Origin of the sequence: Nocardia mikamii NBRC 108933 (genome assembly GCF_001613505.1) — a bacterium.
GTDB lineage: Bacteria > Actinomycetota > Actinomycetes > Mycobacteriales > Mycobacteriaceae > Nocardia > Nocardia mikamii.
In genome coordinates this window covers 325,159-349,875 of the sequence record NZ_BDCM01000006.1, presented here as the reverse complement: position 1 = coordinate 349,875, position 24,717 = coordinate 325,159, and the positions used below count along the sequence as shown (strand labels likewise).

The window sequence follows — 24,717 nt, the reverse complement described above, 5'->3', positions numbered from 1 at the left end:
GCTCAGTGCAGCCGCGCCGCAAGGCGTTTCGCGTTCATGTAGGCGATCGCCTCGATCGAGACCATCGGATTGACTCCGGAGGCGGTGGGGAAGCAGGACGCGTCGGCGACGACGATGTTCCGCACATCCCAGGTGGCGCCGTCGGGGTCGACCGCCGACATGTCCGGTGCACCGCCCATCCGCGCCGAACCCATGATGTGCAGCGCGCCCATCGCGCACTGTCCGGGCTCGTAGCCGGCGGCGGCGCAGGCGGCGGCGAATTCGGCGTGCGATCCGGTGCGGCCGGGCTCGTAGGCGGGGCCGGCCTGCTGTCCGGAATAGATGCGGCGTGCCCCCGCGGCCTCGAGAATCTGTGCGGCGCCGGTGATTCCGGTGTGCAGATGGCCGCGATCGTGGTCGGAGAGCCGGTAGGAGACCACCGGTTCGCCGTTCTTGTCGACGCCCACACTGCCGTGGTCGCGGTCGCGGGTGATCACTCCCAGCGCCACCGACTTGTTCAGCTCCAGCAGATTCGCCCGGTAGGCCGCCGCGCCACGCCAGTTCATGAAGCCGACGCCCATACCGGGATGGATGGGGCCGGTCTCGTAGATGACGCCGTAGCCGTTGCCGTCCAGATCGCGGTGCTGACGGCTGATCCGCGCCTGCATACCGCCCTCCCACGGCCGGATCGGTTCGTCGAAGACGCCGAAGACCGCTGCGGCGGGGTGCAGTCGCAGATAGTTGCCGATGTTCTTGTTGCGCAGGCCCGATCGTTTCAGCAGCGCCGGGGTCTGCACCGCGCCGGCGGCCACGACCACCGCGCGCGCCCGCACCTCGATCGGGATGCCGTTCGAACCGACGGCCGAAACACCTTCGGCGCGACCGTTGTTCACGAGGATGCGCCGCACGTTCGCGCCGACCACGAACCGCGCGCCGTGTGCCGCGGCATCGGCGAGCCAGGTCTTGGTGACCGACTGTTTGGCGCCGACGCGGCAGCCGTAGGGACAGCGGCCGCACTCGACGCCGGCATCGCAGGCGTCGCCGACATTGCGGGGCAGGGTGTCGATATGCCAGCCCAGGGCGGTGGCGCCGCGTTCCAGCACGCTGTCGCGCGGCGAGAGCGGGGAGTGGCGATCGTTGACGCCGAGGCGCCCGGTCACCGCGTCGAGGGCGGTGGTGTATTCGTCCTGCGCGAACTGAATCGCACCGAGTCCGGCCCATTCGGCGCGCACCTCGTCCGGGGTGCGCAGCGATGTGCTCCAGTTGACCACCGTGCCGCCGCCCAGGCAGGTTCCCGCGACCAGGGTGATCTGACCTTCACTGGTGGCGGGCGGACCGGGGGCGTAGAGATTGAGCAGGGCGTCGAGTTCGCCGGCACCGAAATCCCGGTCGTCGTAATAGTTTCCGCGTTCCAGCACGATCACGTCGAGCCCCGCCTCGGCAAGTACCGCGGCGGCCGTGCCACCGCCCGCCCCGGAGCCGACGATGACGACATCGCAGGTCGAGGTGATCGGTTCGGTCGGACGCAGCACGGACAGGGCGGGGGCCGGAGCCGAGGCGAGGGTGCCGGGCGGGCCCGGATAGTCGATGGCCTTCCACAGCGGGTGGCTACCGGTAGGGCCGGGCGTGACGTTGTAGGACAGCAGAGCTGCCTGCTTGAGCGCCTGGAACAGGGTGCGCTTCACCGCGATTCGGGAATCGCCGAGGCGCAGGAGGGTGCGCTCGCGCTCGTCGGCGGTCAGTGACGAGAAGCGCCGGCCACGGTTGCCGAGCAGCAGGCCCGCCAATCGGGAATCCCACAGATCGAGCAGGGTGGCGAGTTGTCTGCTCTCGGCGGGGCGAGGGTTGCGGCTCAGGATGTCGAAGACCGTCGCCACGGAGCCGAGTTCTGTCGCCGACGGCAGACTCAGCCCGTCGCCCGGAGTGAACGTATCGCAGATCAGGCCCAGGGCTGCGCGCTGCTTCACTGTCGGTTCCATACGATCTCACCTTTCGCAACTCTGAGTGAGTTGTATCACGGCAGGTGAATCTATGCTTACTTATCCGAAACATCTTCGCTGATATGGGGCGCTTTCTGGCGGGCTGCTCGCCGTTTTCACTGAGAACTGCCGATTACATGCGGTTCGGCGTCCGGCTCGCCGCGCCGACCCGGCGTCAGGTACCGCGCGGTATCGCGACCGCGTCGTCCGAGGCGGAACTCGGCGCCGGAACGTCCGCCGTCCCGGGTGTTTCCCGGATGCCCAGCCGGCCGGGCGTCACCTGGTCGATCAGCGCCCACGCCCGTTCGATGGGCAGATCCACGACGCTGTACTTCTTCTTCCCCGCCGCACTCGCCGCGATGACGGTCGCCAGGCCGGCCCGGCGCTGGAAGTAGGTCTGCCGAACGGTCCAGCCGATGATCCCGGGGGCTTCGAGGCAGTCGCGGTCACGATCCAGCGACCCGCGCCGCGTGATCAGCCAGACCGGACGTGCGCCATCGGCCGGTATCACCGCATGCCCCAGGCCTCGGTACCGATCGTGTGCCAGCGCTGCCGCCGCAAGTGCGACGGTCGCGAGCAGGAGCCATGCCCACCCCGGAACATGAAGTCCGGCAAGGGCTATCAGCGAGTATGCGCCGAGGATGATCCACACCGGCAGGAACGATCGCGTGTAGCGCCGCCGGAGGGCGCGCGGGCCGTGCGGTTCGAGTGCGACCAGGGCGGGGGCGGCGGCGGTCGCGACATCGTCGCGGAGCCGCCGGTATGCGGTCGAGTCGGTGACGCCGGCGTCGGTGCGGTGTACATACCCTCCGGTGTCCGGCAGCCGCGCCTGGATCGTCTCGAGCTCATCCGCGGGTATCGGCACGTCCTCGCCGGATTCCGGATCGGTGCGGCGTGAGCGGCTGGTGAGCAGCTGCGCGAGAGTGCGGTCGACGGCGGCGCGCGGGGCCTGGGGCAGCAATTTCTGGCGCGGGCTGGTCCCGGTCATGATGGCTTCGAGTTCGGCTCCGCCCGCCAGGCGCAAGAGCAGAGGTTCCTTCACCGTCGCACCGCGCAGGCGGGAAAGATCCAGAGTGGTCTGGCGGGTGGTGAGCAGGCCGCCGCGGATATGCAATGCCGTCCCGTCGTCGAGTACGCGCAACCCGAAATACGTGGTGAGGTACCGGATGCACGCGGCGATCGCGGCGATCACGAGCAGCAGCGCGACCGCACCCGCCACGGCCAGCGCGATGAACAGCGCACTGTGCTGGGTCAGGTCCTGTACGGCGTTCGAATGCACCAGCACGTCGGCGACTCCGACCTTCGCGGCCAGGCCGATCACCGGTCCCACGATGGCCAGGCCGGTCAGCGACAGCGGTGCGTAGCGAACCCAGCGCGGCTGCCAATGCCCGATCTCGACCGCCTCGTCCGCGAGACCGGCGGTGTCACCGCTCAGGGCTCGCCGCAGTGCCGCTCGTCCGGCGGTGATCCCGGGGTGGACCGAATTACCTTGGTGTGCGCGCCGGTTCGAATGGTCACCGCTCGTCGTACCGGTCGCCGCGGCAGTGTCCGGCTGGGTGTCCTCGGCCGGTGGCAACAGCAGTGCCCGCAGTTCGGGTACCTGCCGCGCATCCACCCCGTCGAGATGAAATCGCTTCTCCCGATCGGCGTGCTGTCCGGTGCCGATGACCAGCACCACCAACCCGAGCAACCGGTGCATCGGATCCGCGTGCACGTCCACCGACCGAATTCGCGACCGCGGCACCGTCAAGGTTCGTCGCTGCAGCAAGCCCCGGCGCAGTTCCACGGTGTCGGCGCCGATCCGGTAACTGGTGGTGAACCACCGCGTCAACGCGAATGCCACGATCACCACCGCGACCGCCACCGGGCTCCACGCCGGCCCGCCGCTCTGGCTCCCGACGATCACCGCACCCAGCAGGACCGGAATGTATTTGAGCAGTTCCCGCACCGGATGCACGAGCAGCATCCGCATATCCAGCCGCCGCCAGTCGTCGGGCGCCCCAGGCCCCGGATCGTTCACGTCGCGTCCTCCCGATGAATCGACGCGATATCGGTCAGCCGGTTCACCGTCCGCTCGGCCACGTCCAGATCCAGTGCCGCGATCCGTACCGCACCCGCCGACGACGCCGTGGTCACCGTGACCGTCGCCAACCCGAACATGCGCTCCAACGGCCCCCGATGCGTATCCACCGTCTGCACCCGCGTGATCGGCGCGACCCGGCTCTCCTGGGTGAACCACCCCGTCCGCGTGTAGACCGCGCCGTCGGTCACCTCCCACCGATGCACCGCATACCGCCAGATCGGCACAACCACCACGGTGAACAGCGCGAGCGCCACCGTCGCCGCCATCAGACCGAGCGCCCACCCGCGGCGCGCACCGTCGAGCACCGCCCACATCACCTCACCCACCAGCGCGATCGCCCAGAAAATGGCGGGCCCGGCCGCCCACAACAGCGGCGCCCGCCGACTGGCTCGCCACGCCGGAGCCGCCAAGATCGTGCGCACGGGCGAAACTTCCGGCGACCGGGTCATACCAGCCATCGTGACATGGAATGCGGCAGGTCGGCGATGTCGCGACCGGCGTCCGCGCGGAACCGGCACCGACCGCCACTCGGCCGGTCCCGGGACTCGGCTCGCCGGCGCGCGGCATCGCCGCCTCGTCCGTATCCAGCGGAACCGGAAGTTCAGCCGGTAGGGCTCTCACCAGCACAGTCGCGGAGGCTGTCCGCCGGGGCGCAAACTGGTCGCCGGAAGCAGGAATAACCCGTGAAGGCGGCCGGGTTGTCTCACGTCACAGGGCACCGAAGGGAGAACACTCGGATGGTTGGCGCATGATCGACGGCGTGAACGAACAACCGCACACTGGGCTACCGACTCCTGGTGTACCGCCCGTTCCGCCGAGTTCCTCGGCCATGCGCAGAGCTTTGCGGCGTGCGCGCGACGGGGCGACGCTCAATCTCGACGAGGCTGTGGTGCTCCTGCACGCACGCGGTGCGGATCTGGAGGATCTGGCCGCGTCCGCGGCGCGGGTGCGAGACGCGGGGCTGCGGGAGACGTATGCGGGGGACACCCTGCCCATCACCTATTCGCGCAAGGTGTTCATACCGCTCACCCGCCTGTGTCGCGACAAATGTCATTACTGCACGTTCGTGACGGTGCCCGGCAAGCTGCGCGCCGAGGGCCACGGCATGTACCTGGAACCCGACGAGGTGCTCGAGATCGCCCGCAAGGGCGCCGAATTGGGTTGTAAGGAAGCGCTTTTCACCCTCGGTGACCGCCCGGAGGACCGCTGGCCGGAGGCGCGGCAGTGGCTGGACGAGCGCGGCTACGATTCCACGCTCGACTATGTGCGGGCCATGTCGATCCGGGTGCTCGAGGAAACAGGTCTGCTGCCGCATCTGAATCCGGGAGTGATGAGCTGGGCGGAGATGTCGCGGCTCAAACCGGTCGCTCCGTCGATGGGCATGATGCTGGAAACGACCTCCGAGCGCCTGTTCAGCGAACGTGGTCAGGCCCATTACGGCAGCCCGGACAAGGATCCGCAGGTCCGGCTGCGTGCCCTCACCGACGCGGGACGGCTGAGCATTCCGTTCACCACCGGCATCCTCGTCGGCATCGGTGAGACCTATGCCGAGCGCGTCGACTCCATCCTCGCGATCCGCAAGTCGCACAAGGCGTTCGGGCATGTGCAGGAGGTGATCGTGCAGAACTTCCTGGCCAAGTCCGATACCGCCATGCGCGACACCCCCGACGCCGACCTGGCGGAGTTCCGCGCCACGATCGCGGTGACCCGGCTGCTGCTGGGGCCCAAGATGCGGATTCAGGCCCCGCCGAATCTGGTGTCGCTCGACGAGTGCCGTGCCCTGATCGACGCCGGTATCGACGACTGGGGCGGGGTCTCGCCGCTGACCCCGGATCACGTGAATCCGGAGCGGCCGTGGCCGAACCTCGAGGTCCTCGCCGAGGTGACCGCACAGGCCGGCTATTCGCTGACCGAGCGGCTGACGGCCCATCCGAAATATGTGCTCGCCGGCAATCCCTGGATCGACCCGCGCGTGCTGGGACATGTTGCCGCACTGGCCGATCCGCGCACCGGTCTGGCCCGCGACGTGAATCCGTCCGGTCGTCCGTGGCAGGAACCCGATCAGTCCTGGGAGTCGCTGGGCCGGGTGGATCTCAACACCGCCATCGACACCGAGGGCCGCAACACCGAGTCCCGCAGCGATTCCGGGTTGGACAGTGACGGCCTCGGCGCCTTCGGTGACTGGGAAACCGTTCGGGAACAAGTACTTTCGCTCAGCGCACCGGTGAAGCTCGATACCGATGTGCTGAGCGCCCTGCGCGCCGCGGAGAAGGATCCGGCCGGGCTCACCGACGACCAGTACCTGGCCCTGGCCACCGCCGACGGCCCGGAACTGGACGCCATCGCCGCCCTGGCCGATCAGCTGCGCCGCGACACCGTCGGCGACGACGTCACCTACGTGGTGAACCGCAACATCAACTTCACCAACATCTGCTACACCGGCTGCCGGTTCTGCGCGTTCGCGCAGCGCAAGGGCGATGCCGACGCGTTCACCCTGTCCGCCGACGAGGTCGCCGAACGCGCCTGGGAAGCGTATGTGGAGGGCGCCACCGAGGTGTGTATGCAGGGCGGTATCGACCCGGACCTGCCGGTCACCGGGTACGCCGATCTGGTGCGGGCGGTCAAGAAGCGGGTGCCCTCCATGCATGTGCACGCCTTCAGTCCGATGGAGATCGTCAACGGCGCCTCGCGCGGCGGGCAGAGCATCCATGACTGGCTCTCGGCGCTGAAAGAGGCCGGGCTGGATACGATTCCGGGCACCGCCGCGGAAATCCTCGACGACGAGGTGCGCTGGGTGCTCACCAAGGGCAAGCTGCCCACCTCGGCGTGGATCGACGTCATCACCACAGCGCACAAACTCGGCATTCCGTCGAGTTCGACGATGATGTACGGCCACGTCGACAATCCGAAGCACTGGGTCGGCCACCTGCGGGTGCTGCGCGGTATCCAGGACGAGACCGGTGGGTTCACCGAATTCGTGCTGCTGCCGTTCGTACATCAGAGCGCGCCGCTGTATCTGGCGGGTGCGTCGCGGCCCGGGCCGACGATCCGGGACAACCGCGCCGCGCACGCGCTGGCGCGCATCATGCTGCACGGGCGCATCGCCAATATCCAGACCAGCTGGGTGAAACTGGGGATCACCGGCACTCAGGTGATGCTCAACGGCGGCGCCAACGATCTGGGCGGTACGTTGATGGAGGAGACCATTTCCCGGATGGCCGGATCGGAGCACGGCTCAGCGAAGTCGGTGGCCGAACTGGTCGAGATCGGCGCCGGGATCGGTCGCCCGGTGCGGGAGCGCACCACCACCTACGGGATACCGAAACACCAGGTGTCGGCCCTGCCGCTGACGGTCGGCTGATCGTGACGCGGCGCCGCTTCCGGCGCCGGAGTCTCGGAACTCCGGAGGCGGCGTCTCGCACACCGGCGGCGACGGCGAACCGGGCGCCGCGAACACGACGAATCGGACACCACCGGGCCGGCGCGAAGGGCATCGCCGGGCCGGCGCGGAGAACACCGCCGGACACGGTGTGTCGCATCCCGTCGGGATCGGCAAGTTAGGCAAGGCTGACCAGTTGTAATGTGAGTCCCCGGGATACTGTTGCGCGGGCGGAAGTGTCCCGCAGGCAAGGACAGACTAGGAGAACGGCAGTGCCGTACATCATCGCTGAACCGTGCGTTGACGTGAAGGACAAGGCGTGCATCGAGGAATGCCCCGTGGACTGCATCTACGAGGGCAATCGCATGCTGTACATCCAACCCGACGAGTGCGTGGACTGTGGTGCATGTGAGCCGGTGTGCCCGGTGGAAGCGATCTTCTACGAGGACGACACCCCGGACCAGTGGAGCGGGTACATCAACGCCAACGTCGACTTCTTCGACGACCTCGGCTCGCCCGGCGGCGCGACCAAGGTCGGCAAGACCGACTACGACGTGCCGTTCATCGCCGCGCTGCCGCCGATGGCGAACGAGTAGGTAGCGTTTCGGTGATCCGCGATCGTGTGCGGGTCAGCAGTCTGCTGCCCGATTTTCCCTGGGACACCATCGCCGGGGCCAAGGCTCGCGCCGCGGCGCATCCCGACGGCATCGTCGACCTGTCGGTGGGCACACCGGTCGACCCGGTCGACCCGCTGATCCGCGCGGCGCTGGACTCGGCCGCCGACGTACCCGGTTATCCGGCCACCTACGGCACTCCCGAACTGCGGGAGGCCGCGGTGGCGGCGGTGGCGCGCCGCTTCGGCATGTCCGGTATCGGCTCCGATGCGGTGCTGCCGGTGATCGGTACCAAGGAACTGATCGCCGGATTGCCGCGACTGCTCGGCCTCGGCCCCACGGATCTGGTGGTGATTCCCGAGGTGGCGTATCCGACCTACGAGGTGGGTGCGCTGCTGTCGGGTTCGCGGATTCTGCGCGCCGACGGCGTGACCCGGCTGGGCCCGGAATCGCCGGCGCTGATCTATCTGAACTCGCCGTCCAACCCCACCGGCCGGGTGCTCGGCATCGACCATCTGCGCAAGGTGGTGTCCTTCGCGCGCGAACGCGGCGCGATCGTCGCCTCCGACGAGTGCTACCTGGGCCTGACCTGGGATGCCGAGGCGGTATCCATCCTCGACCCGCGCGTCAGCGACGGCGACCATACGGGCCTGCTGGCCATTCACTCGCTGTCGAAGACGTCGAATCTGGCCAGCTACCGGGCCGGTTTCGTGACCGGCGACGTCGAGCTGATCCGGGAGCTGCTGGAGGTGCGCAAGCATTCCGGCATGATGGTCCCGTATCCGATCCAGGCCGCGATGACCGCGGCACTGGCCGACGACCGGCACGAGGCGCAGCAGCGCGAACGGTACCGCGCCCGCCGCGAGGTACTGCGAAAGGCGTTGGCGGAGGCGGGTTTTCGCATCGACCACTCCGAGGCCGGCCTGTATCTGTGGTCCACGCGCGGCGAGAACTGCCGCACCACACTGGACTGGCTCGCCGAACGTGGCATCCTCGCCGCACCCGGCGACTTCTACGGTCCCACCGGCACCCAGCACGTGCGCATCGCGCTGACCGCGACCGACGAGCGCATCGCGGCCGCGGCGGTCCGGCTGTCCGCCTGACCGGTCACGCGGCCGGCGCGCACCTCAGATGAAGTAGGGGGTACGGGCGTCCGTCGCCATCGGTCTCGGATCTGCCGGTGACGATGAAGCCGTGGTGCCGGTAGAAGCCCAGCGCCTGCGGATTCTGCTCGTTCACGTCCACGGTGAGTGCGGGGTAGCGCGCGAGCGCCGCCCGCAGTAACGCCGAGCCGATCCCGCGACCGCGATGGTCGGCATCGATGAACAGCATTTCCAGTTGTCCGTCCGCGGTACCGGAGAATCCGGTAACCGTCCCCTCGGCGACGGCCACGGTCAACTCGACCGCGGGAAAGTAGTCGGCCGCGAGCCGGCTTTCGATGTCGGCCGCGTGCTCGGCGGCGAGGAAGTCGTGCGTGGCCTGGACCGCACTGCGCCAGACCGCCACGAGCCGCGGGTATTCCGCGGCGCCTACCGAAGGACGTAACTGGACGCCGGATATCTCGTTCACCCTTGGATGATACGAAAGTCGGTGCTGATGCCGCCCTGGCAATCGCTCGGCAGCTCCGGCGACGCGACGCGCGTCGTACTCGCCGGTTTACCGCAGCATCGCCCTGTCGCGGGACTAGCCTGGCGATATGGACGCTGTCACGGTTGTCCCGACTCCGGCGAACGAGCCGGTTCACTCGTATGCGCCGGGGAGCCGGGAACGAGAACTACTGATCGGCAAACTTGCCGAAATTTCCGGGCGAACGGTCGATGTGCCGCTGGTGATCGGCGGTAAGCATCGGCCGGGGACCGGGCCCCGCTCCGAGATCGTGATGCCGCATCGGCACGCGAACGCGCTGGGCACCTACGCCGATGTGACTCAGGAGGAGGGCCGGGCCGCGATCGAGGCCGCGACGGCCGCGGCGCCGCAGTGGCGGGAGCTGCCGTTCACCGAGCGCGCCGCGGTGCTGCTGCGGGCCGCCGATCTGCTGGCCGGCCCGTGGCGGGAGACGGTGGCCGCCGCGACCATGCTGGGCCAGTCGAAATCGGTGTATCAGGCCGAAATCGACGCGCCCTGCGAACTGGTGGACTTCTGGCGGTTCAACGTCGCCTTCGCGAGTCACATCCTGGCGCAGCAGCCGGAATCGTCTGCGGGCGTGTGGAATCGGATGGATTACCGTCCACTCGAGGGGTTCGTCTACGCGATCACCCCGTTCAACTTCAGCGCGATCGCCGGGAATCTGCCGACCGCGCCGGCCCTGATGGGCAATACCGTGGTGTGGAAGCCGTCGCCCACCCAGACGCTGGCGGCCTATTACACGATGCGGGTGCTCGAGGAGGCCGGGCTGCCGCCGGGTGTGATCAATCTGGTCACCGGTGACGGCATCGAACTGTCGGAGGCCGCGCTGACCGATCCGCGCCTGGCCGGTATCCACTTCACCGGCTCGACCCGTACCTTCCAGCACCTGTGGCAGCGGGTGAGCTCGAATATCGGTCACTACCACGGATATCCGCGGCTGGTGGGGGAGACCGGCGGGAAAGATTTCGTGCTCGCGCACCGCTCGGCCGATCCGGACGCGTTGCGTACCGCGCTGATTCGCGGTGCCTACGAATATCAGGGACAGAAATGTTCGGCGGCCTCCCGCGCCTATATTCCGCGCTCGCTGTGGCGGGAGATGGGCGACGATTTCCTCACCGAGGTCGATGAACTGAGTTACGGCGACGTGGCCGATCTGACGAATTTCGGTGGCGCCGTGATCGATCGGCGCGCCTACGACAAGAATGTCGCCGCGATCGAGCGGGCCCGCTCGGCCGGGCTGGGCATTCCGGCGGGCGGCACCTACGACGACAGCGAGGGCTTCTTCGTCCAGCCCACCGTGCTCCTCGCCGATACCCCGCGCGACGAGGCGTTCACCACCGAATACTTCGGCCCGATCCTGTCGGTCTACGTGTACGACGACGATCATCCCGAGGCGTTCGATTCGATACTGGCGGAAGTGGATTCGGCGGCGCCCTATGCGCTCACCGGAGCGGTCTTCGCTCGCGATCGGGTCGCGATCGACCGGGCCGCCACCGCGCTGCGCTACACCGCGGGCAATTTCTACATCAACGACAAGCCGACCGGCGCGGTGGTCGGTCAGCAGCCCTTCGGCGGTGCGCGCGCATCCGGCACCGACGACAAGGCCGGGTCGTATCTGAATCTGCTGCGCTGGGTCGCGCCCCGCACTCTGAAGGAAACCTTCGTGCCACCGACGGATTACCGGTATCCGCATATGGAGTCGGAATGAACGGCGAACCGGTGGCCACACTCGGCGGGCGGCGATGAACCCGCTGCGTCCGGCCATCCTCGCCGCCGCCGGTTCGGTGCGAATGAAGCGGGCGATCACCGGGTTTCCGGTCACCGCCGAGGTCGTGCATCGATTCGTGGCAGGTGAGACGCGCACCGACCTCGCTCCGGTGGTCACCGCACTGCTGGACAGCCGGCGCATGGTGAGCGTCGACTTTCTCGGTGAGTACACGACCGAGCGGTCGATGGCCGACGACGCCGTCGCCGAATATCTGGCATTGATCGACGATCTGGCCCGATGGAACCACCTGGCCCGAGGGAACCGATCATGGCCGGCGCAATCCGCCGCACCGGTGGAGGTGTCGGTGAAACTCTCCGCGCTGGGTCAGTCGCTGGGGCTCGACGGCCCCGAGATCGCCACCGCGAATCTGCACGCGCTGTGCGAGCGGGCACAGCAGGCGGGGGTGTGGATCACCGTCGACGCGGAAGATCACACCACCACCGAAACCACCGAGTCGACCGTGCGCATGGTGCGTGCCGACTATCCCTGGCTGGCGGTCGCCACCCAGACCTATCTTCGTCGTGCCGAGGATCGCTGCCGCATCGCCGCGGCCGAGGGTGCGCGAATCCGGTTGTGCAAGGGCGCGTATCGCGAGCCGGAGTATGTCGCCTTTCAGCGCACCGCCGATGTGGACGAGTCGTATCTGCGGTGCCTGGAACTGCTCATGGCCGGCTCGGGATATCCGATGGTCGCCACCCACGACCCGGTCATGATCGCCGCCGCCCACGACATGGCCGTTCGGAACGGGCGCGCGCCGGGCGATTTCGAATTCCAGATGCTCTACGGCATTCGCTCGATCGAACAGCAGCGCCTCGCCGAGACCGGTCACGCCGTGCGGGTCTACGTGCCCTACGGCAACCAGTGGTACGGCTACCTGATGCGGCGGTTGGCCGAGCGCCCGGCCAACCTCGGCTTCTTCCTCCGCGCCCTCGCCGAGCGCTGAATCAGACCAGCGGTCGGCCGAAACGCCGGCGCAGCCGCATATCCGCGAGATAGAAGTTGAACGGGAAGACCCGGATCACCGTGGGCATCCGCGTCCACACCGCCGAGATCGAGCGCAGGATGAACCGGAACCGGCGTTCGTCGCGTGCGGTCCAGCGCATCCCCATCTCGTCGCGCAGGTGCTGCGGTAGCAGGGCGGTGACGGTGAATCGGTGGAACCGCCCGGCCAGCAACCGAATCGGGCGCGGCTGCATCTTCAGATCGATCAGATCGTTGAAGTAGCGGCGCACCGGCTCATCGATGGTCTTCGTCGCGAGGTTCTCCTCCCAGAACGCGTAGAACGCGTCCCGGTCCGCCGGCCACATCTCCGGACGCATCTGCAGACCGGTGCCGAGCCGGACGCTGTAGCGGTAGAAACGTTCGGCGAGGTCGGGGTCCATCGGGCCGCGCATGCGCTGGTACAGATCGTCGACGCCCCAGTACAGGCAGGCCGCCACCCACAACTGCAACTTCGGATCGAAGGCGTTGTACTTGACCGGGCTGTCGGGGCCCGAATGCACCGGGCGGTGCGAGGCGTTGACCGCCTCCCGATAGCTCTGCACGTCCTCGTCGTTGCCCAGCCACGCCACGGCCAGATAGGTCAGCGTGGTCCGCAGGCGTTTGATCGGGTGCAGCGTCACCTTGCCGCTGTCGACCGTGCTCTCCAGGACGCCGTAGCCGACCGGCGGGTGGCTGAGCTGCATGATCACGTTCGCGGCGCCGCCGAGGAAGGCGGCCACGCCGTCGATGTGTTCGCGCACCGTCTCCGGGGTGAGTTCGTCGCCCGGAACCTCGGGTTCGTAGTCGGTCGCGCGCAGGGGGGCGGTCATCGTCGACTCGTCTCCTGTTCCTCCCCGCCGGATCGGCGAGAGAATATGAGAAGCTTTCGTATAAACCTTCTCACCGGTGTGGCATCATGTCAATCAGGGCCGCTGACCATATGGGATGATGAGAGCGTCACCGTGTCCGCGACCCGGGCGAAGGAGAGGAACGACCATGACCGGATCGACCAAACTGTCGACTCGGCTCCTGCCGCTGGTGCGCGGCGCGGGTCCGGAGGACCGCAATCAGACCACGGTACTCGACGCGGCATTGCTGGCTTTCCTGGATTTCGGCATCAAACGCACCAGCATGGTCGAGGTCGCGCGGCGCGGGCGGCTGTCGCTGGCGACGCTGTACCGGCGCTTCGCGGGGAAATCCGATCTGATCCAGGCCGTCGGGCTGTGGCAGGCGCGCCAGTTCGTGGAGCAGGTCGACGCCGCGGTGCAACGTCAGATCGATCGCGACGCCAGCGCCGAGGATCAGATCGTCGAACTGTTCGTCGCCTTCCTGGACGGGTTGCGTGGCAACAAACTGCTGGACCGGTTGCTGACCACCGAACCGGAGGTCGTGCTGCCCTATCTCACTGTGCAGGGCGCGCCGGTGATCGAGCTCGGACGCGACTACGTCGCCGAGTTCATCACCCGCCTGCAGTCGGAAGGCAAACTGCCGCAGTACGATCCGCTGCCGCTGGCCGAATTGGTCGCCCGCAACGCGCTCTCACTCGCGCTGACTCCGCAGACGCTGATCCCGGTGGACGACGAGGCCGCCTGCCGGCGGTTCGCCCGCGACCACGTGGTTCCCGGTTTCCGGATTCCCTAGTCACGGCAACAGCCACAGCCGTTCACACGGAAGCCGGCCGCAGCGCCCGTCGGGTGGTGCGAATTCGACGGTGCCGCAGCGCCCGTATCTGCGCCAATGATCGGCGAAGCGGCGGGCAGCCGATTCGCAGGCCACGAACGTGAGCGGGTGCGGACTGCCGGCGGTGAGGTGGATCGACACCATGAGGTCCGGCTCGCCGGGGCGCGGTGATATCGGTTCCGCCGCAAGGAATTCGTGGTGCTTCAGCGGTGAAAGCTGTTGTGCGAGTGATAGACTGGGGTATCGGGTGCCGAGTGTCTCGGTGCTATAGCATTCGTTCGACGCAGTGGTCTGCTGTTCCATCGCTGTCTTCGTGACCTCTCAGATCTTCGCGGCGGTGCCACGCCGCGTACCGGTTCACAGGGCCGGACCCGCGCCTCGGGGGCTGCCGGGTGAGCGCGCACAGGACATCACGATCGAGCTGTGGCGACCGGCGTAGATGAATTCCCCGGGGGCACTTGGGCGTATCGCCTGCACGATTCCCAGGAATCCGGGACGAGTCCGGTCCGGACCGAAGCTCCTCGAACCCGAGAAGGAGATAGTCGACATGTCAGAACCCGGCAGTACGGTACCCAGGCGGCAACTCGGCCGATACCTTCGCGACCTGCGATCACAGACCGGGATGACGCTGCACGAGGTTGCGCAGAAGGCCGAGATCAGCGCGAGCACGGTCCAGCGCTACGAGAACGGCCGCTTCCCGGCCAAACTCCGATCGGCGGACATCCGTGAAATCTGCGCGGTCCTCGGCGCGGACGATACGCTGACGGCGGCCCTGGAAGGCCTTGCGCAGCAAGCGAATGCGCAGAATTGGTGGCACGAGTACGACGATGTGATCCCGCAGGACTTCGACGTGTACATGGGGCTGGAGGCGGCGGCGGAGCGGTTGGCGGTCTACTCGCCGGACGCGGTGATGGGTTTGCTCCAGACCGCAGACTACGCGGCGGTGCTGACGAGAGAGGTCTTTCCCGGCGCGACACCGGAAGAGATCGCGCAACGGGTGCACATGCGCATGCGTAGGCAGTCGCTCATCACTCGGCGTCGCGGCGCGGCGGAACTTCGGATTGTGCTGGGGGAAGCGGCTATCCGGCGCCTGGTCGGCGGACGGCGTGTAATGGCGGCCCAGGTAAAGCGCTTGGCGGATATCAGCACGATGCCGAATGTTTCGTTGCGAATACTCCCGTTCTCAGCGGGCATTCCGCTCGGTCAGGTGTACAGCCAGTTCATCCTTCTCGAGTTCGGCAATGACGTCAAGGGCAGTCTGATCGAACCGCCGATCGTCTATCTCGAACATCCAACGGGCGACTTGTATCTCGAGAAACCGGCCGACGTGCGCCACTACACTGAGGCGTATCAGGGCATCCAGCGGGCCACCCTGGATGAGCAGGCGAGCAGAGACCTGCTTCGCCGGATAGCAAGGGAGTTCGCAACGTGAGCGGAAAGTACGACGTCGACTTGACCGATGCCCAGTGGTTCACGAGCAGTCGCACTTCGGGCGGAAAGGAGTGCGTGGAGGTGGCGTTCCTGGATGGGGGCCTTGTAGGCGTGCGGGACAGCAAGGATCACACTCGCCCGGCGCTCGTCTTCACTCCTGGTGAGTGGCAGGCATTCATCGGTGGCGCGAAGGACGGCGAGTTCGACCAGGCGTAGCGATTCCACGCGGCCGCCGCAGCACCTTCGGTGTGAGGGCTGCGGCGGCCGCGTCTTGTTCGAGGTCGTTCTCGAGACCGGGGCGGCTGATCGCGCCGCTCAAACTTGGCTTTGCGCTGTGGCGTTCGGGTTTCGCAGTGAGGAACTCTCCAGCGCCGTCGGTGGCAAAGGTTGTGTGGCCCGGTTGGCCGGTCCGGCCCTCGGGCGTCGCGCTCAGCGATGGCTGGGGGTGGAGGGCTCTGATAAAGTCCGAGTCGGGGGCGGCAACCGCGTCCTCGCGGTGGCGAGCAGGAGGGGCGCACAGTAATGCGGTACGAACGATCCGCCGGGGGGCGGTGGATAACCTCCATTGCGAGTGTTGCTCTTTCGGTCGGAATGCTTTTCGGGAGCATCGGTTGTTCGGGGAATTCCGATTCGGCTTCGGGGGAGAAGTCTCCGACAGCAACCGTAAATGCTGCACCGGATTCTTCCAAGCCGGTGTCGAACACCGCGTGGAATCCTTGCTCGATTCCTGATGCTGATATCGCGGCAGCGGGGTTGAACCCGGCGAGGAAACAGGCTGACACGGGCACATATGGCACGAAATTTCCGGGGTGGGACATTTGCGGCTGGATGAGTGATAGCTGGTATCGCGTGAATGTCTATTCAACGAACGTGCACTCCTTCGATGAGGTTGTGAATAATGCGACTTTGTTCCACGATCCGCAGCAAGTGAGTGTCGCGGGTCGTAGGGCTGTATTGCTGCACCAAGTCGACGAACCGCAAGGTTGCACGATCGCGTTCGACGTTCCCAGCGGACCGATCCAGATCCAGCTCAACCCCAAGGCGAGCGCGGATACGGTCGGCGACTCGTGTTCCGAAGCGACGCGGATCGCAGGCGTATTGGTGAACGACTTTCCGGAGAAGTAGTTAGGGGGACGGGGTCGTGTCCGAACTAGATGTTTGGCGCCAACTCGCAAATGAGGTTGAACAAGGGAATCTGAAGTTGATGATTCACCGCGACAAGCTGGATGCTGCGGTGAAGCACCTTCAGGAATATATCGACCACATCGACGATATGACCAACTATGTCGATCAGGTCAAGCGCGTCAGCGGTTTCGGAGGTTTCCAGATGGGTTTGGATCTCGCGGACAAGTTCACCCGAAAGGGTAGTGGTGATGAGTCCATTCAACAGCGCATCAAGGAACTGATCGACGAGGCGAAAGCGATCCAAGACGTTCTCCGTAAAGCGGCCGTCGCCTACGCCGACACGGATGCCGAGTACGGCAAAGAGTTCAAAGATCTCGAACAGGGGATCAAGCCGTGACGCCGCCGCCGGATCCGTCGAGCTATCTGGATCAGAGCAGTGGTGCCAATCTTCGGGCTCAGCTGGATGCGATGAAGAACGGCACGTACGCGACCTTGGTGTCGGCGGAGCATACGCGGGCGTGGGATGCGGATCAGTTGGGACTCCAGCGTCAGATCAACGATCTGGCGGGGCAGTTGGGCGCGGATGTCGATCCGGCGAGTCTCACCGGCGGTGACAATTTCGAGAGTTTGTCGCTGGAACAGATTCGCGATCTGACCTACGAGATCAAACCCGATGTGGTGCATGCGGTTTCAGAGGCGTGGGGAAAGATCGGGTCCGGCTTGGGGGATGCCACCCGCACCTTGAATGACGGCTTGAAGAAGGAAATCGCCGAGGGGTGGCAGGGTATGGCCGCCGGGAAGGCCGCCAAGGCGCTCGGCGACTTTCTCCAGACATCCGATTCCATCGGCAAATCGGCGACGCTCGTCGGGATGAAAGTCGCCTTCGCACAGCGCGGTAGCGACGAAACGTTCCGGATGCTGGGCCCGGTGCTGTCGGCGGTGGCCCCGGTGAGCGGCGCGTTGGTACAGAATCCGGGCTTGCCGAACTTGGCTCCTGCGGCTCCGGCCTCGGGTCCCCAGCTGCCGATCCTCGCGGAGCAGCAAGGGCAGGACTCGAAGAAGGACGAGGCGAAGCAGGCCTGTTTGCAGGTTTTGCGGAACGTGTACGCGCCGGGCATCCGAGGCGGAGACCAAGGCGTGCCGGTGATTCCGCCGGTGCAGCCCGTCGCGAATCCGGCGGGGCCGCCGAACCTGGGACCCGGGCCGTCGGGGCCGGGCACCCCGAATCTCGGGGGCGGTAATCAACCCTCGCCCGGAGGCGACGATTCGAACAGTGGCACTCCGAACGGCGATCCGAATACCGGAAACGACGGTGGCGCGAACTCGAATCCTGGATCGACCACGTCACCCGGCACGCGGCCGAGTGCGGTCGACGGCACGGGGCTGAACCAGCAGGGCACAGGTGGGTCGACCCTGCCCACTGCGGCCTCCACCACGGCGGCAGGTTTCGATCCCAGCGGTGGCCTGGGTGGCGGGTCGTCGACCTCCGGATTCGGCGGCGGTGCCGCCGGGCACGGATTCGGCGGCGGCTCGTCGAGTTCGGGCGGCGGTGTGCCACGGTCGGGCGGTCCGGGCGTGAGCGTGCCCGGCAAGCCCCTCGCGGAACCGGTGGCGCCCTTGGGTTTACGGTCGCCGGGCCAAGCCGGCGCACCGGGCACACCCGGTATGGCGCCGGGGATGGGTGGTCGCGGCGGCGGAAAGTCCGAAGAGGACAAGGAGCGCGGATCGTCGGAGCTGTTGCGCGGACAACACCTCGAGGAATGGATCGACGACGGCCGCAGGGTGATGCCCGCCTACGGCGCCATCGGGGAGAACCCGCCGCAGGAACGGCAATCCGATCCCCGGCCGCCGCATACGCCCACGTCGGACACACCCGACCGGAGCAGAGCGCCGGGAGAATATCGGTGATCCACTGGCAGCTGACGAGCGCCCAGTACGAGGCGGCCTTCTTCGCCACGCAGCGCGACCGCCTGCCCTATCCGACGTGGAATGCGTTGCGCGCCGGCGACGACATCGAACTCGGTCGGCAACGCCGGGAGGCGATCGACACCCTGCTGCCTCGCGTGGACGACGACTTCGCCCGCCTGCTGCACACGCTGGCCGAACCGCAGGTGCGTTTGCATGTGCACGGGCGCATCGGAACCGACCCCGACAACCCCGATACCCAGCTGCGTGGTTATGCGGGGTTCGGGCCGGAGATCGCGGCGGTGGCCATCCAAGACCCCGATCCGGAACCCGATGTGAGCGGCGATGTTTCGGTCAGTCTGTGCACGCATGTGCAGGCGTTGACCCTGCTGGCCCGCATGCTTCCCGACCAACCGCCCGGCCGCCACGAACTCCACGCACTGAAATCCGAACTGGATATCGAACCCGATCCGAATGGCGGCTGGAACCGCCCGCCCACACCGCGCGAACGCCTCGACCGATTCTTCTCCCGCCCGCGCACCGGATGGGGCGAGGTGCTGTGCTACCCGGGACCATTCCTGGACAACCGCACCGACGGTGTGGAGGGCTTCTTCTGGATGGACTTCGCAGGCGACGGCCGCTACTACGTCCGGGAGGACGCGGTTTCCTATACCGTCCAGCCGATGACGCACGATGGGTTCGTCGGTCACGCCCGGGCATTGGCCCGAAGGGTCCGGGAAATCGGGTCGCGGTCGGCGCGCGTGTAGACAATGCCGCGCTTCACAGTTCGGACGCACGCCGAATATCAAACAGAGGCGATCTCGACTCTGGATCGTCGCGACTTCCGTGCCCTGTGCCCGCTGACCGAGGAACATGCCCACTTCCGATTGCTTCCCGATGACATGGCGTGAGAAAACGCCCTGCTGCCGGTCTCGGTGCGGGGGAGGGGTTCGTGTCACCTCATACCAACCGCAGTCCTAAACGCCGCCGGACCCGCATATCGAACATGTAGGCGTTGACCGGAAACATCTTGAGCGGCTTGGGAACTCGCTCCTCCACCGCGCCGACCGCGTGCAGCAGCCGGGCCAGGCGGTGGTCGTCGGATTCGGTCCACGGCATCGCCATCTGCGCGCGCAGATTCGGCGGCAGCAGTCCGGCGACCACCCAGCGGTGAAAGCGTCCGAACGCCAGGCGAATCGGGGGCGGGAACATCTTCAAGTCCACCAGATCGTCGAAGTACGCGCGGATCGCCGGATCGATCCGGACGGCGGCGATCTGCCGGTTCCAGTAGGCGTCGAAGGCGGCGCGGTCGGCCGGCCACATCGCCTGCGGCATCTGCAGTGTGGTCCCGAACCGGGCGGCGTGGCGATAGAAGGCCTCGGCCTCCTGCTCCGGCATCGGGCCGTGCATCCGCTCGTAGAGGTCGCGCGCACCCCAATACAGGCAGGCCGCCACCCACAGCTGCAGCTTCGGATCGAAGGCGTTGTACTTGACCGGGCTCTGCGCGGTGGAGCGAACCTGGCGATGCTGCCAGTTCACCGCGGCGCGATAGGCGGCGCGCTCGTCGTCGCTGCCCAGCATGGCCACGGCGAGATAGGTCAGTGTGGTGCGGGTGCGTTTGACCGGATGCAGCATCACCTTGCCGCTGTCGACGGTGCTCTCCACCACGCCGTAGCCGACGGGCGGGAGCGACAACTGCATGATGACGTTGGCGGCGGCACCGAAGAAGGCGGCCGAACCGTCCAGGTGCGCCGCGACATCGTATCCGGCGACCGGTTGCCCGGGCGACGTGCGAATGGACGTGGTCATCGTCGACCCCCATCTCCGCGTGAGAAGGCTACATCTCGACAGTCTCACCACCTCACTGCGCTGTCAACGGCCGTTGGACGACGAGACGAATTCGCAACGGTCCGCTCGGTCGCAGGAGTGCCGGCCGCGCCGGATCGAAGAGCCGGATTGATAGGTTGGCCCGATGCCCTACGGTTCGCTGCCGCTGTTGCCCTCGCTGAATCCGGCCGCCGTGGCCGCCGGATACGACATCCCCGATGCGATCACCATCGACGGTGAGACGCTCTCGCGCAGCGATCTGGTCGGCGCCGCGACCTCGGTGGCCGAACGGATCGCCGGGGCCGGCCGGGTCGCGATCCTCGCCCGCCCGACCGCCACCACCGTGCTGGGGATCCTCGGCTGCCTGATCGCCGGGGTCGCCGCCGTGCCGGTGCCGCCGGACGCCGGATCGGCCGAACTGGACCACATCCTCGCCGATTCCGGGGCGCGGGCCTGGCTCGGTGCGGCGCCGGAAAACCCCACGCTGCCGGTGATCCCGGTGCGCAAACACGCCCGCTCCTGGCACAGCCATCCCGAACCCGCCGCGAACACCACGGCTTTCATCCTCTACACCTCGGGGACCACGGGCGCGCCCAAGGGTGTCGTGCTCAGTCGCGGCGCCATCGCGGCCGGTCTGGACGCCCTGTTCGAGGCGTGGTCGTGGACGTCGAAAGATAAACTGGTACACGGCCTTCCGCTGTTCCACGTGCACGGGCTGATCCTCGGCGTGCTCGGACCGCTGCGGGTCGGCAGCCCGCTCGTGCACACCGGCAAACCCACACCCTCCGCCTACGCGGCCGCGGCCGGCACGATGTACTTCGGCGTGCCGACGGTCTGGTCACGCATCGCCGAAGACCCCGACGCCGCAAAGGAATTGGCGAATGCCCGGCTCCTGGTCTCCGGTAGTGCGCCGCTGCCGGTTCCGGTCTTCGAACGGCTGCGCGAGCTGACCGGGCAGGCGCCGGTGGAGCGTTACGGCATGAGCGAAACCATGATCACCCTGTCCACCCGGGCCGACGGCGAGCGCCGGCCGGGCTGGGTCGGCCTGCCGGTGGCGGGTGTGCAGACCCGGTTGCGCGACGAGGCGGGGGCACCGGTTCCGCACGACGGCGAAAGTATCGGCGGACTGCAGGTGCGCGGACCCATGTTGTTCGACGGCTACCTCGGCCGTCCGGAAGCCACCGCCGAGAGCTGGACCGAGGACGGCTGGTTCGTCACCGGCGATGTGGCGGCGATCGACGCCGAGGGGTTCCATCGCATCGTCGGGCGCGAATCGGTGGATCTGATCAAATCCGGTGGGTACCGCGTCGGGGCCGGAGAGGTCGAGACCTGCCTGCTCGGCCACCCGGGTGTGGCCGAGGTCGCCGTGGTCGGGATCGAGGACGCGGATCTGGGGCAGCGCATCCGGGCCTACGTGGTGCCGCGCGCCGACACCCCGATTTCGGAGCGGGAACTGATCGACTTCGTCGCCCAGCAGCTCTCGGCGCACAAACGGCCGCGCGAGGTGCTGATGGTGACCGAACTGCCGCGAAACGCCATGGGCAAGGTGCAGAAGAAGCAGTTGCGCTGACCCGACGATCCGGTGCCGGGAACGTGGCGGGTTGACCTGTACCGCACTCGAGGTTCTAAGGTCGGCGCATGATCGCAACGCTGTCTGCAGCCCAGATCGAGTATCTGGCGGGCCAACGCCTGGGTCGGCTGGCCACCATCCGCCCGGACGGATCGCCGCAGAACAATCCGGTGGGTTTCCGCTACAACGAAGCCCTCGGCACCATCGATATCGCGGGCCACAACATGGGCGCCTCGCAGAAGTTCCGCAACCTCGCCAAGGAGGAGCGGGTCTCCTTCGTCGTGGACGATATCGCCTCGGTGAATCCATGGCAGGTGCGCTGCCTCGAAATCCGCGGCGTGGCACAGGCTTTGCGTGATGTGGACACCTACCTCGACGGCGGTTCGCGCGAACTGATCCGCATCACCCCGCAGCGCGTGCTGGGCTTCGGAATCGAATAGGGCGCCCGACACGAAACGCCCCTTCCGTTCCGAGACGGAAGGGGCGTTTTCGTGTGTCGTCAGTTGGCGTGCAGAGCGGCGTTGAGTTCGATGCCGGTGCCCTTGCGGGCGACCACCTCGACGCTGCCGGTCAGCGAGTTGCGGCGGAACAGCAGATTGGACTGGCCGGACAGTTCGGCGGCCTTGATGGTGCGGCCGTCGGGCAGGGCCACCTTGGTGCCGGCGGTGACGTAGAGGCCGGCTTCGACGACACAATCGTCACCCAGCGAGATGCCCAGGCCGGCGTTGGCGCCGAGCAGACAGCGCTCGCCGATCGAGATGACCTGCTTACCGCCACCGGACAGAGTGCCCATGATGGACGCGCCGCCGCCGACATCGGAACCGTCGCCGACCACCACACCGGCGGAGATGCGTCCCTCGACCATCGACGCGCCCAGCGTGCCGGCGTTGAAGTTCACGAAACCCTCGTGCATGACCGTGGTGCCCTCGGCCAGATGCGCGCCCAGCCGCACCCGATCCGCGTCGGCGATGCGCACGCCCGCGGGCAGCACGTAGTCGACCATGCGGGGGAATTTGTCGACGCCGTAGACGGTGACCGGACCGCGGGCGCGCAACTTCGCGCGCACCAGCTCGAAGTCCTCGACCGCGCACGGGCCGTGATTGGTCCACACGACATTGGCCAGCAGCCCGAACTGCCCCTCCAGGCTGAGTCCGTGCGGCCGGACCAGACGGTGGGAGAGCAGGTGCAGGCGCAGATATTCGTCGTGGGTGTCGATCGGCGGCGCCGACAGGTCCGCGATCGTGGTGCGCACCGCGACGACCTCGACCCGGCGGGCCTCGTCGGGGCCGACCAGATCGGCGAAGCGGGCGTACTCGGCTTCGGCCGGGCTCAGCCGCGTGGTCTCGGACGTCTCGAACGTGCCCAGTTCCGGATACGGGTACCAGGTGTCGAGGACCGTCCCGTTCACGGTCACCGTCGCCAAACCGACTGCGGATGCTCCCTGTGTGCTCACGGCACTTCAGCCTACTGGGTGCAGATCGCGAGGTGGTGGGCTACCTGTGCCGTCCGGCCCGTCCGCCCCGATCGAGCCGCTCGGCCCGGTCGTGAGACGGGCGAACACTTAGGCTGGTCCGGTGACCATCGATCTGCGCGCCGACCCGATCTCGATCACCGCGACCCTCGTCGACATTCCGAGCGTCTCCCGCGACGAGGCGGCGATCACCGACACCGTCGCCTGGGCGCTGCGCGAGCAGACCGAGGGTTTCGAGGTGTTGCGGCACGGCAACACCGTGCTGGCCCGCACCCATCGCGGGCTGCCGCATCGGGTGATCATGGCCGGCCACCTGGATACCGTGCCGATCGCCGACAATGTGCCGGGCCGGTTCGAGACGATCGACGGTGAGGAAGTGCTGTTCGGCTGCGGCAGCGTCGACATGAAGTCCGGCGACGCGGTGTTCCTGCATCTGGCCGCGACCGTCGCCGATCCGGTCTGCGATCTGACCCTGATCTTCTACGACTGCGAGGAGATCGCCGCCGAATACAACGGTCTCGGCCGCATCGAACGCGAACTGCCGGAATGGCTGGACGGCGATCTGGCCATCCTCGGCGAACCGTCGGGCGCGTGGATCGAGGCGGGCTGTCAGGGCACGCTGCGGGTCCGCCTCGGTCTCGGCGGCACCCGCGCCCACACCGCGCGAGCGTGGCTGGGCGACAACGCCATTCACAAGCTCGCGCCCGTCCTGCAGCGGCTGCGCGACTATGTGCCGCGCGAGGTGGACATCGACGGTTGCGTGTATCGCGAGGGGCTTTCCGCGGTGAAGGTCGAAGGCGGGGTGGCCGGCAATGTGGTGCCCGACGAGGCCGAGGTGCTGGTGAACTTCCGGTTCGCACCCGATCGCACCCTCGACGAGGCGACCGAGCATGTGCGCGAGGTGTTCGACGGACTGGATGTGAGCTTCGAGCGCACCGACGGCGCGCCCGGCGCGCTGCCGGGTCTGTCGTCTCCGGCCGCGAAGAACCTGGTGGAGCGCGTCCATTCCCACGGCGGCGGCGGGGTGCGCGCGAAATACGGCTGGACCGATGTGTCGCGATTCGCCGCGCGGGGAATTCCGGCGGTCAATTTCGGGCCCGGCGACCCCAATCTGGCGCACAAGGTGGACGAGCGCGTACCCACCCGCCAGATCACCGTCGTCACCGAGATCCTGCGCAACTACCTGACCGGTCACCGGAGCTGACCCGGTAGGTTCGGTCCATGTCCACCGCGTCCGAGCCCGCACCGACCAGATCACCGAAGTCCACTCCCAAATCGACTCCGAAGTTCCGGGGCCCG

The 24,717-nt window shown here is 67.3% G+C and carries 22 protein-coding genes; 15 read left to right on the top strand and 7 right to left on the bottom strand.

The features are described from left to right. Positions 1–2: 2 nt before the first annotated feature. The 3 genes from NMI01S_RS08295 to NMI01S_RS08285 form a co-directional block, all read right to left on the bottom strand. A complete protein-coding gene (locus NMI01S_RS08295) occupies positions 3–1,958 on the bottom strand; it encodes a GMC family oxidoreductase (RefSeq protein ID WP_062995368.1) in 1,956 nt (651 codons plus the stop codon). 175 nt (positions 1,959–2,133) lie between these two features. After that, entirely contained in the window at positions 2,134–3,978 is a 1,845-nt protein-coding gene (locus NMI01S_RS08290; protein WP_063920676.1) for a PH domain-containing protein, read from the bottom strand. Then, a complete protein-coding gene (locus tag NMI01S_RS08285) occupies positions 3,975–4,490 on the bottom strand; it encodes a PH domain-containing protein (protein ID WP_062995367.1) in 516 nt (171 codons plus the stop codon). Before NMI01S_RS08285 ends, NMI01S_RS08290 begins: the two co-directional genes overlap by 4 nt. Positions 4,491–4,789: 299 nt before the next feature. On the opposite strand from NMI01S_RS08285, the gene NMI01S_RS08280 reads away from it, so the two are divergent. From NMI01S_RS08280 to dapC, 3 genes are all read left to right on the top strand, one after another. After that, the gene (locus NMI01S_RS08280; protein ID WP_084512722.1) at positions 4,790–7,402 is read left to right on the top strand and encodes a bifunctional FO biosynthesis protein CofGH; all 2,613 of its coding nucleotides are present in this window, start codon (positions 4,790–4,792) and stop codon (positions 7,400–7,402) included. Positions 7,403–7,692: 290 nt separating this feature from the next. Further along, positions 7,693–8,016, top strand: a complete 324-nt coding sequence (gene fdxA / locus NMI01S_RS35610; protein WP_030514872.1) for a ferredoxin — start codon at positions 7,693–7,695, stop codon at positions 8,014–8,016. 14 nt (positions 8,017–8,030) lie between these two features. After that, a complete protein-coding gene (dapC, locus tag NMI01S_RS08270) occupies positions 8,031–9,137 on the top strand; it encodes a succinyldiaminopimelate transaminase (protein WP_062995640.1) in 1,107 nt (368 codons plus the stop codon). Positions 9,138–9,141: 4 nt separating this feature from the next. Here the strand turns inward: dapC and NMI01S_RS08265 are convergent, their stop codons facing one another. Then, a complete protein-coding gene (locus tag NMI01S_RS08265) occupies positions 9,142–9,603 on the bottom strand; it encodes an acetyltransferase (protein ID WP_062995366.1) in 462 nt (153 codons plus the stop codon). Positions 9,604–9,730: 127 nt separating this feature from the next. Here NMI01S_RS08265 and pruA point away from each other — a divergent pair, with 127 nt between their 5' ends. Next, the gene (gene pruA, locus NMI01S_RS08260; protein WP_062995365.1) at positions 9,731–11,368 is read left to right on the top strand and encodes an L-glutamate gamma-semialdehyde dehydrogenase; all 1,638 of its coding nucleotides are present in this window, start codon (positions 9,731–9,733) and stop codon (positions 11,366–11,368) included. Positions 11,369–11,402: 34 nt separating this feature from the next. Continuing rightward, the gene (locus NMI01S_RS08255) at positions 11,403–12,371 is read left to right on the top strand and encodes a proline dehydrogenase family protein (protein ID WP_062995364.1); all 969 of its coding nucleotides are present in this window, start codon (positions 11,403–11,405) and stop codon (positions 12,369–12,371) included. A gap of 1 nt (position 12,372) precedes the next feature. On the opposite strand, the gene NMI01S_RS08250 is transcribed toward NMI01S_RS08255, so the two are convergent. Next, on the bottom strand, positions 12,373–13,239 hold the full coding sequence (locus tag NMI01S_RS08250; RefSeq protein ID WP_062995363.1) for an oxygenase MpaB family protein: 867 nt from the start codon (positions 13,237–13,239) through the stop codon (positions 12,373–12,375). Positions 13,240–13,405: 166 nt separating this feature from the next. On the opposite strand from NMI01S_RS08250, the gene NMI01S_RS08245 reads away from it, so the two are divergent. From NMI01S_RS08245 to NMI01S_RS08215, 7 genes are all read left to right on the top strand, one after another. After that, positions 13,406–14,050: a TetR/AcrR family transcriptional regulator gene (locus tag NMI01S_RS08245; protein ID WP_062995362.1), complete on the top strand. Its 645-nt coding sequence runs from the start codon at positions 13,406–13,408 to the stop codon at positions 14,048–14,050. A 586-nt stretch (positions 14,051–14,636) separates the two neighbouring features. Further along, positions 14,637–15,521, top strand: coding sequence for a helix-turn-helix domain-containing protein (locus tag NMI01S_RS08235; protein WP_062995360.1), 885 nt, complete (start codon positions 14,637–14,639; stop codon positions 15,519–15,521). Beyond that, the gene (locus tag NMI01S_RS08230; RefSeq protein ID WP_062995359.1) at positions 15,518–15,736 is read left to right on the top strand and encodes a DUF397 domain-containing protein; all 219 of its coding nucleotides are present in this window, start codon (positions 15,518–15,520) and stop codon (positions 15,734–15,736) included. The genes NMI01S_RS08235 and NMI01S_RS08230 overlap by 4 nt, the downstream gene beginning before the upstream one ends. 306 nt (positions 15,737–16,042) lie before the next feature. After that, positions 16,043–16,645, top strand: coding sequence for a DUF3558 domain-containing protein (locus NMI01S_RS33990; protein WP_084512719.1), 603 nt, complete (start codon positions 16,043–16,045; stop codon positions 16,643–16,645). A 16-nt stretch (positions 16,646–16,661) separates the two neighbouring features. Then, positions 16,662–17,042, top strand: a complete 381-nt coding sequence (locus tag NMI01S_RS08225; protein ID WP_157126089.1) for a hypothetical protein — start codon at positions 16,662–16,664, stop codon at positions 17,040–17,042. Next, positions 17,039–18,553, top strand: coding sequence for a hypothetical protein (locus tag NMI01S_RS08220; protein WP_062995357.1), 1,515 nt, complete (start codon positions 17,039–17,041; stop codon positions 18,551–18,553). The genes NMI01S_RS08225 and NMI01S_RS08220 overlap by 4 nt, the downstream gene beginning before the upstream one ends. After that, entirely contained in the window at positions 18,550–19,317 is a 768-nt protein-coding gene (locus NMI01S_RS08215; protein WP_062995356.1) for an ESX secretion-associated protein EspG, read from the top strand. Before NMI01S_RS08220 ends, NMI01S_RS08215 begins: the two co-directional genes overlap by 4 nt. Positions 19,318–19,510: 193 nt before the next feature. Here the strand turns inward: NMI01S_RS08215 and NMI01S_RS08210 are convergent, their stop codons facing one another. Beyond that, on the bottom strand, positions 19,511–20,359 hold the full coding sequence (locus NMI01S_RS08210) for an oxygenase MpaB family protein (RefSeq protein WP_062995355.1): 849 nt from the start codon (positions 20,357–20,359) through the stop codon (positions 19,511–19,513). Positions 20,360–20,522: 163 nt separating this feature from the next. Here NMI01S_RS08210 and NMI01S_RS08205 point away from each other — a divergent pair, with 163 nt between their 5' ends. Continuing rightward, positions 20,523–21,947, top strand: a complete 1,425-nt coding sequence (locus tag NMI01S_RS08205; protein ID WP_062995354.1) for an acyl-CoA synthetase — start codon at positions 20,523–20,525, stop codon at positions 21,945–21,947. 68 nt (positions 21,948–22,015) lie between these two features. Next, positions 22,016–22,387 (top strand): PPOX class F420-dependent oxidoreductase, encoded by a 372-nt coding sequence (locus NMI01S_RS08200; protein ID WP_062995353.1) that lies wholly within the window; start codon positions 22,016–22,018, stop codon positions 22,385–22,387. A 59-nt stretch (positions 22,388–22,446) separates the two neighbouring features. On the opposite strand, the gene dapD is transcribed toward NMI01S_RS08200, so the two are convergent. Further along, positions 22,447–23,400 (bottom strand): 2,3,4,5-tetrahydropyridine-2,6-dicarboxylate N-succinyltransferase, encoded by a 954-nt coding sequence (gene dapD / locus NMI01S_RS08195; protein ID WP_062995352.1) that lies wholly within the window; start codon positions 23,398–23,400, stop codon positions 22,447–22,449. A 121-nt stretch (positions 23,401–23,521) separates the two neighbouring features. On the opposite strand from dapD, the gene dapE reads away from it, so the two are divergent. After that, a complete protein-coding gene (dapE, locus tag NMI01S_RS08190; RefSeq protein ID WP_062995351.1) occupies positions 23,522–24,622 on the top strand; it encodes a succinyl-diaminopimelate desuccinylase in 1,101 nt (366 codons plus the stop codon). The last annotated feature ends 95 nt before the right edge of the window (positions 24,623–24,717 follow it).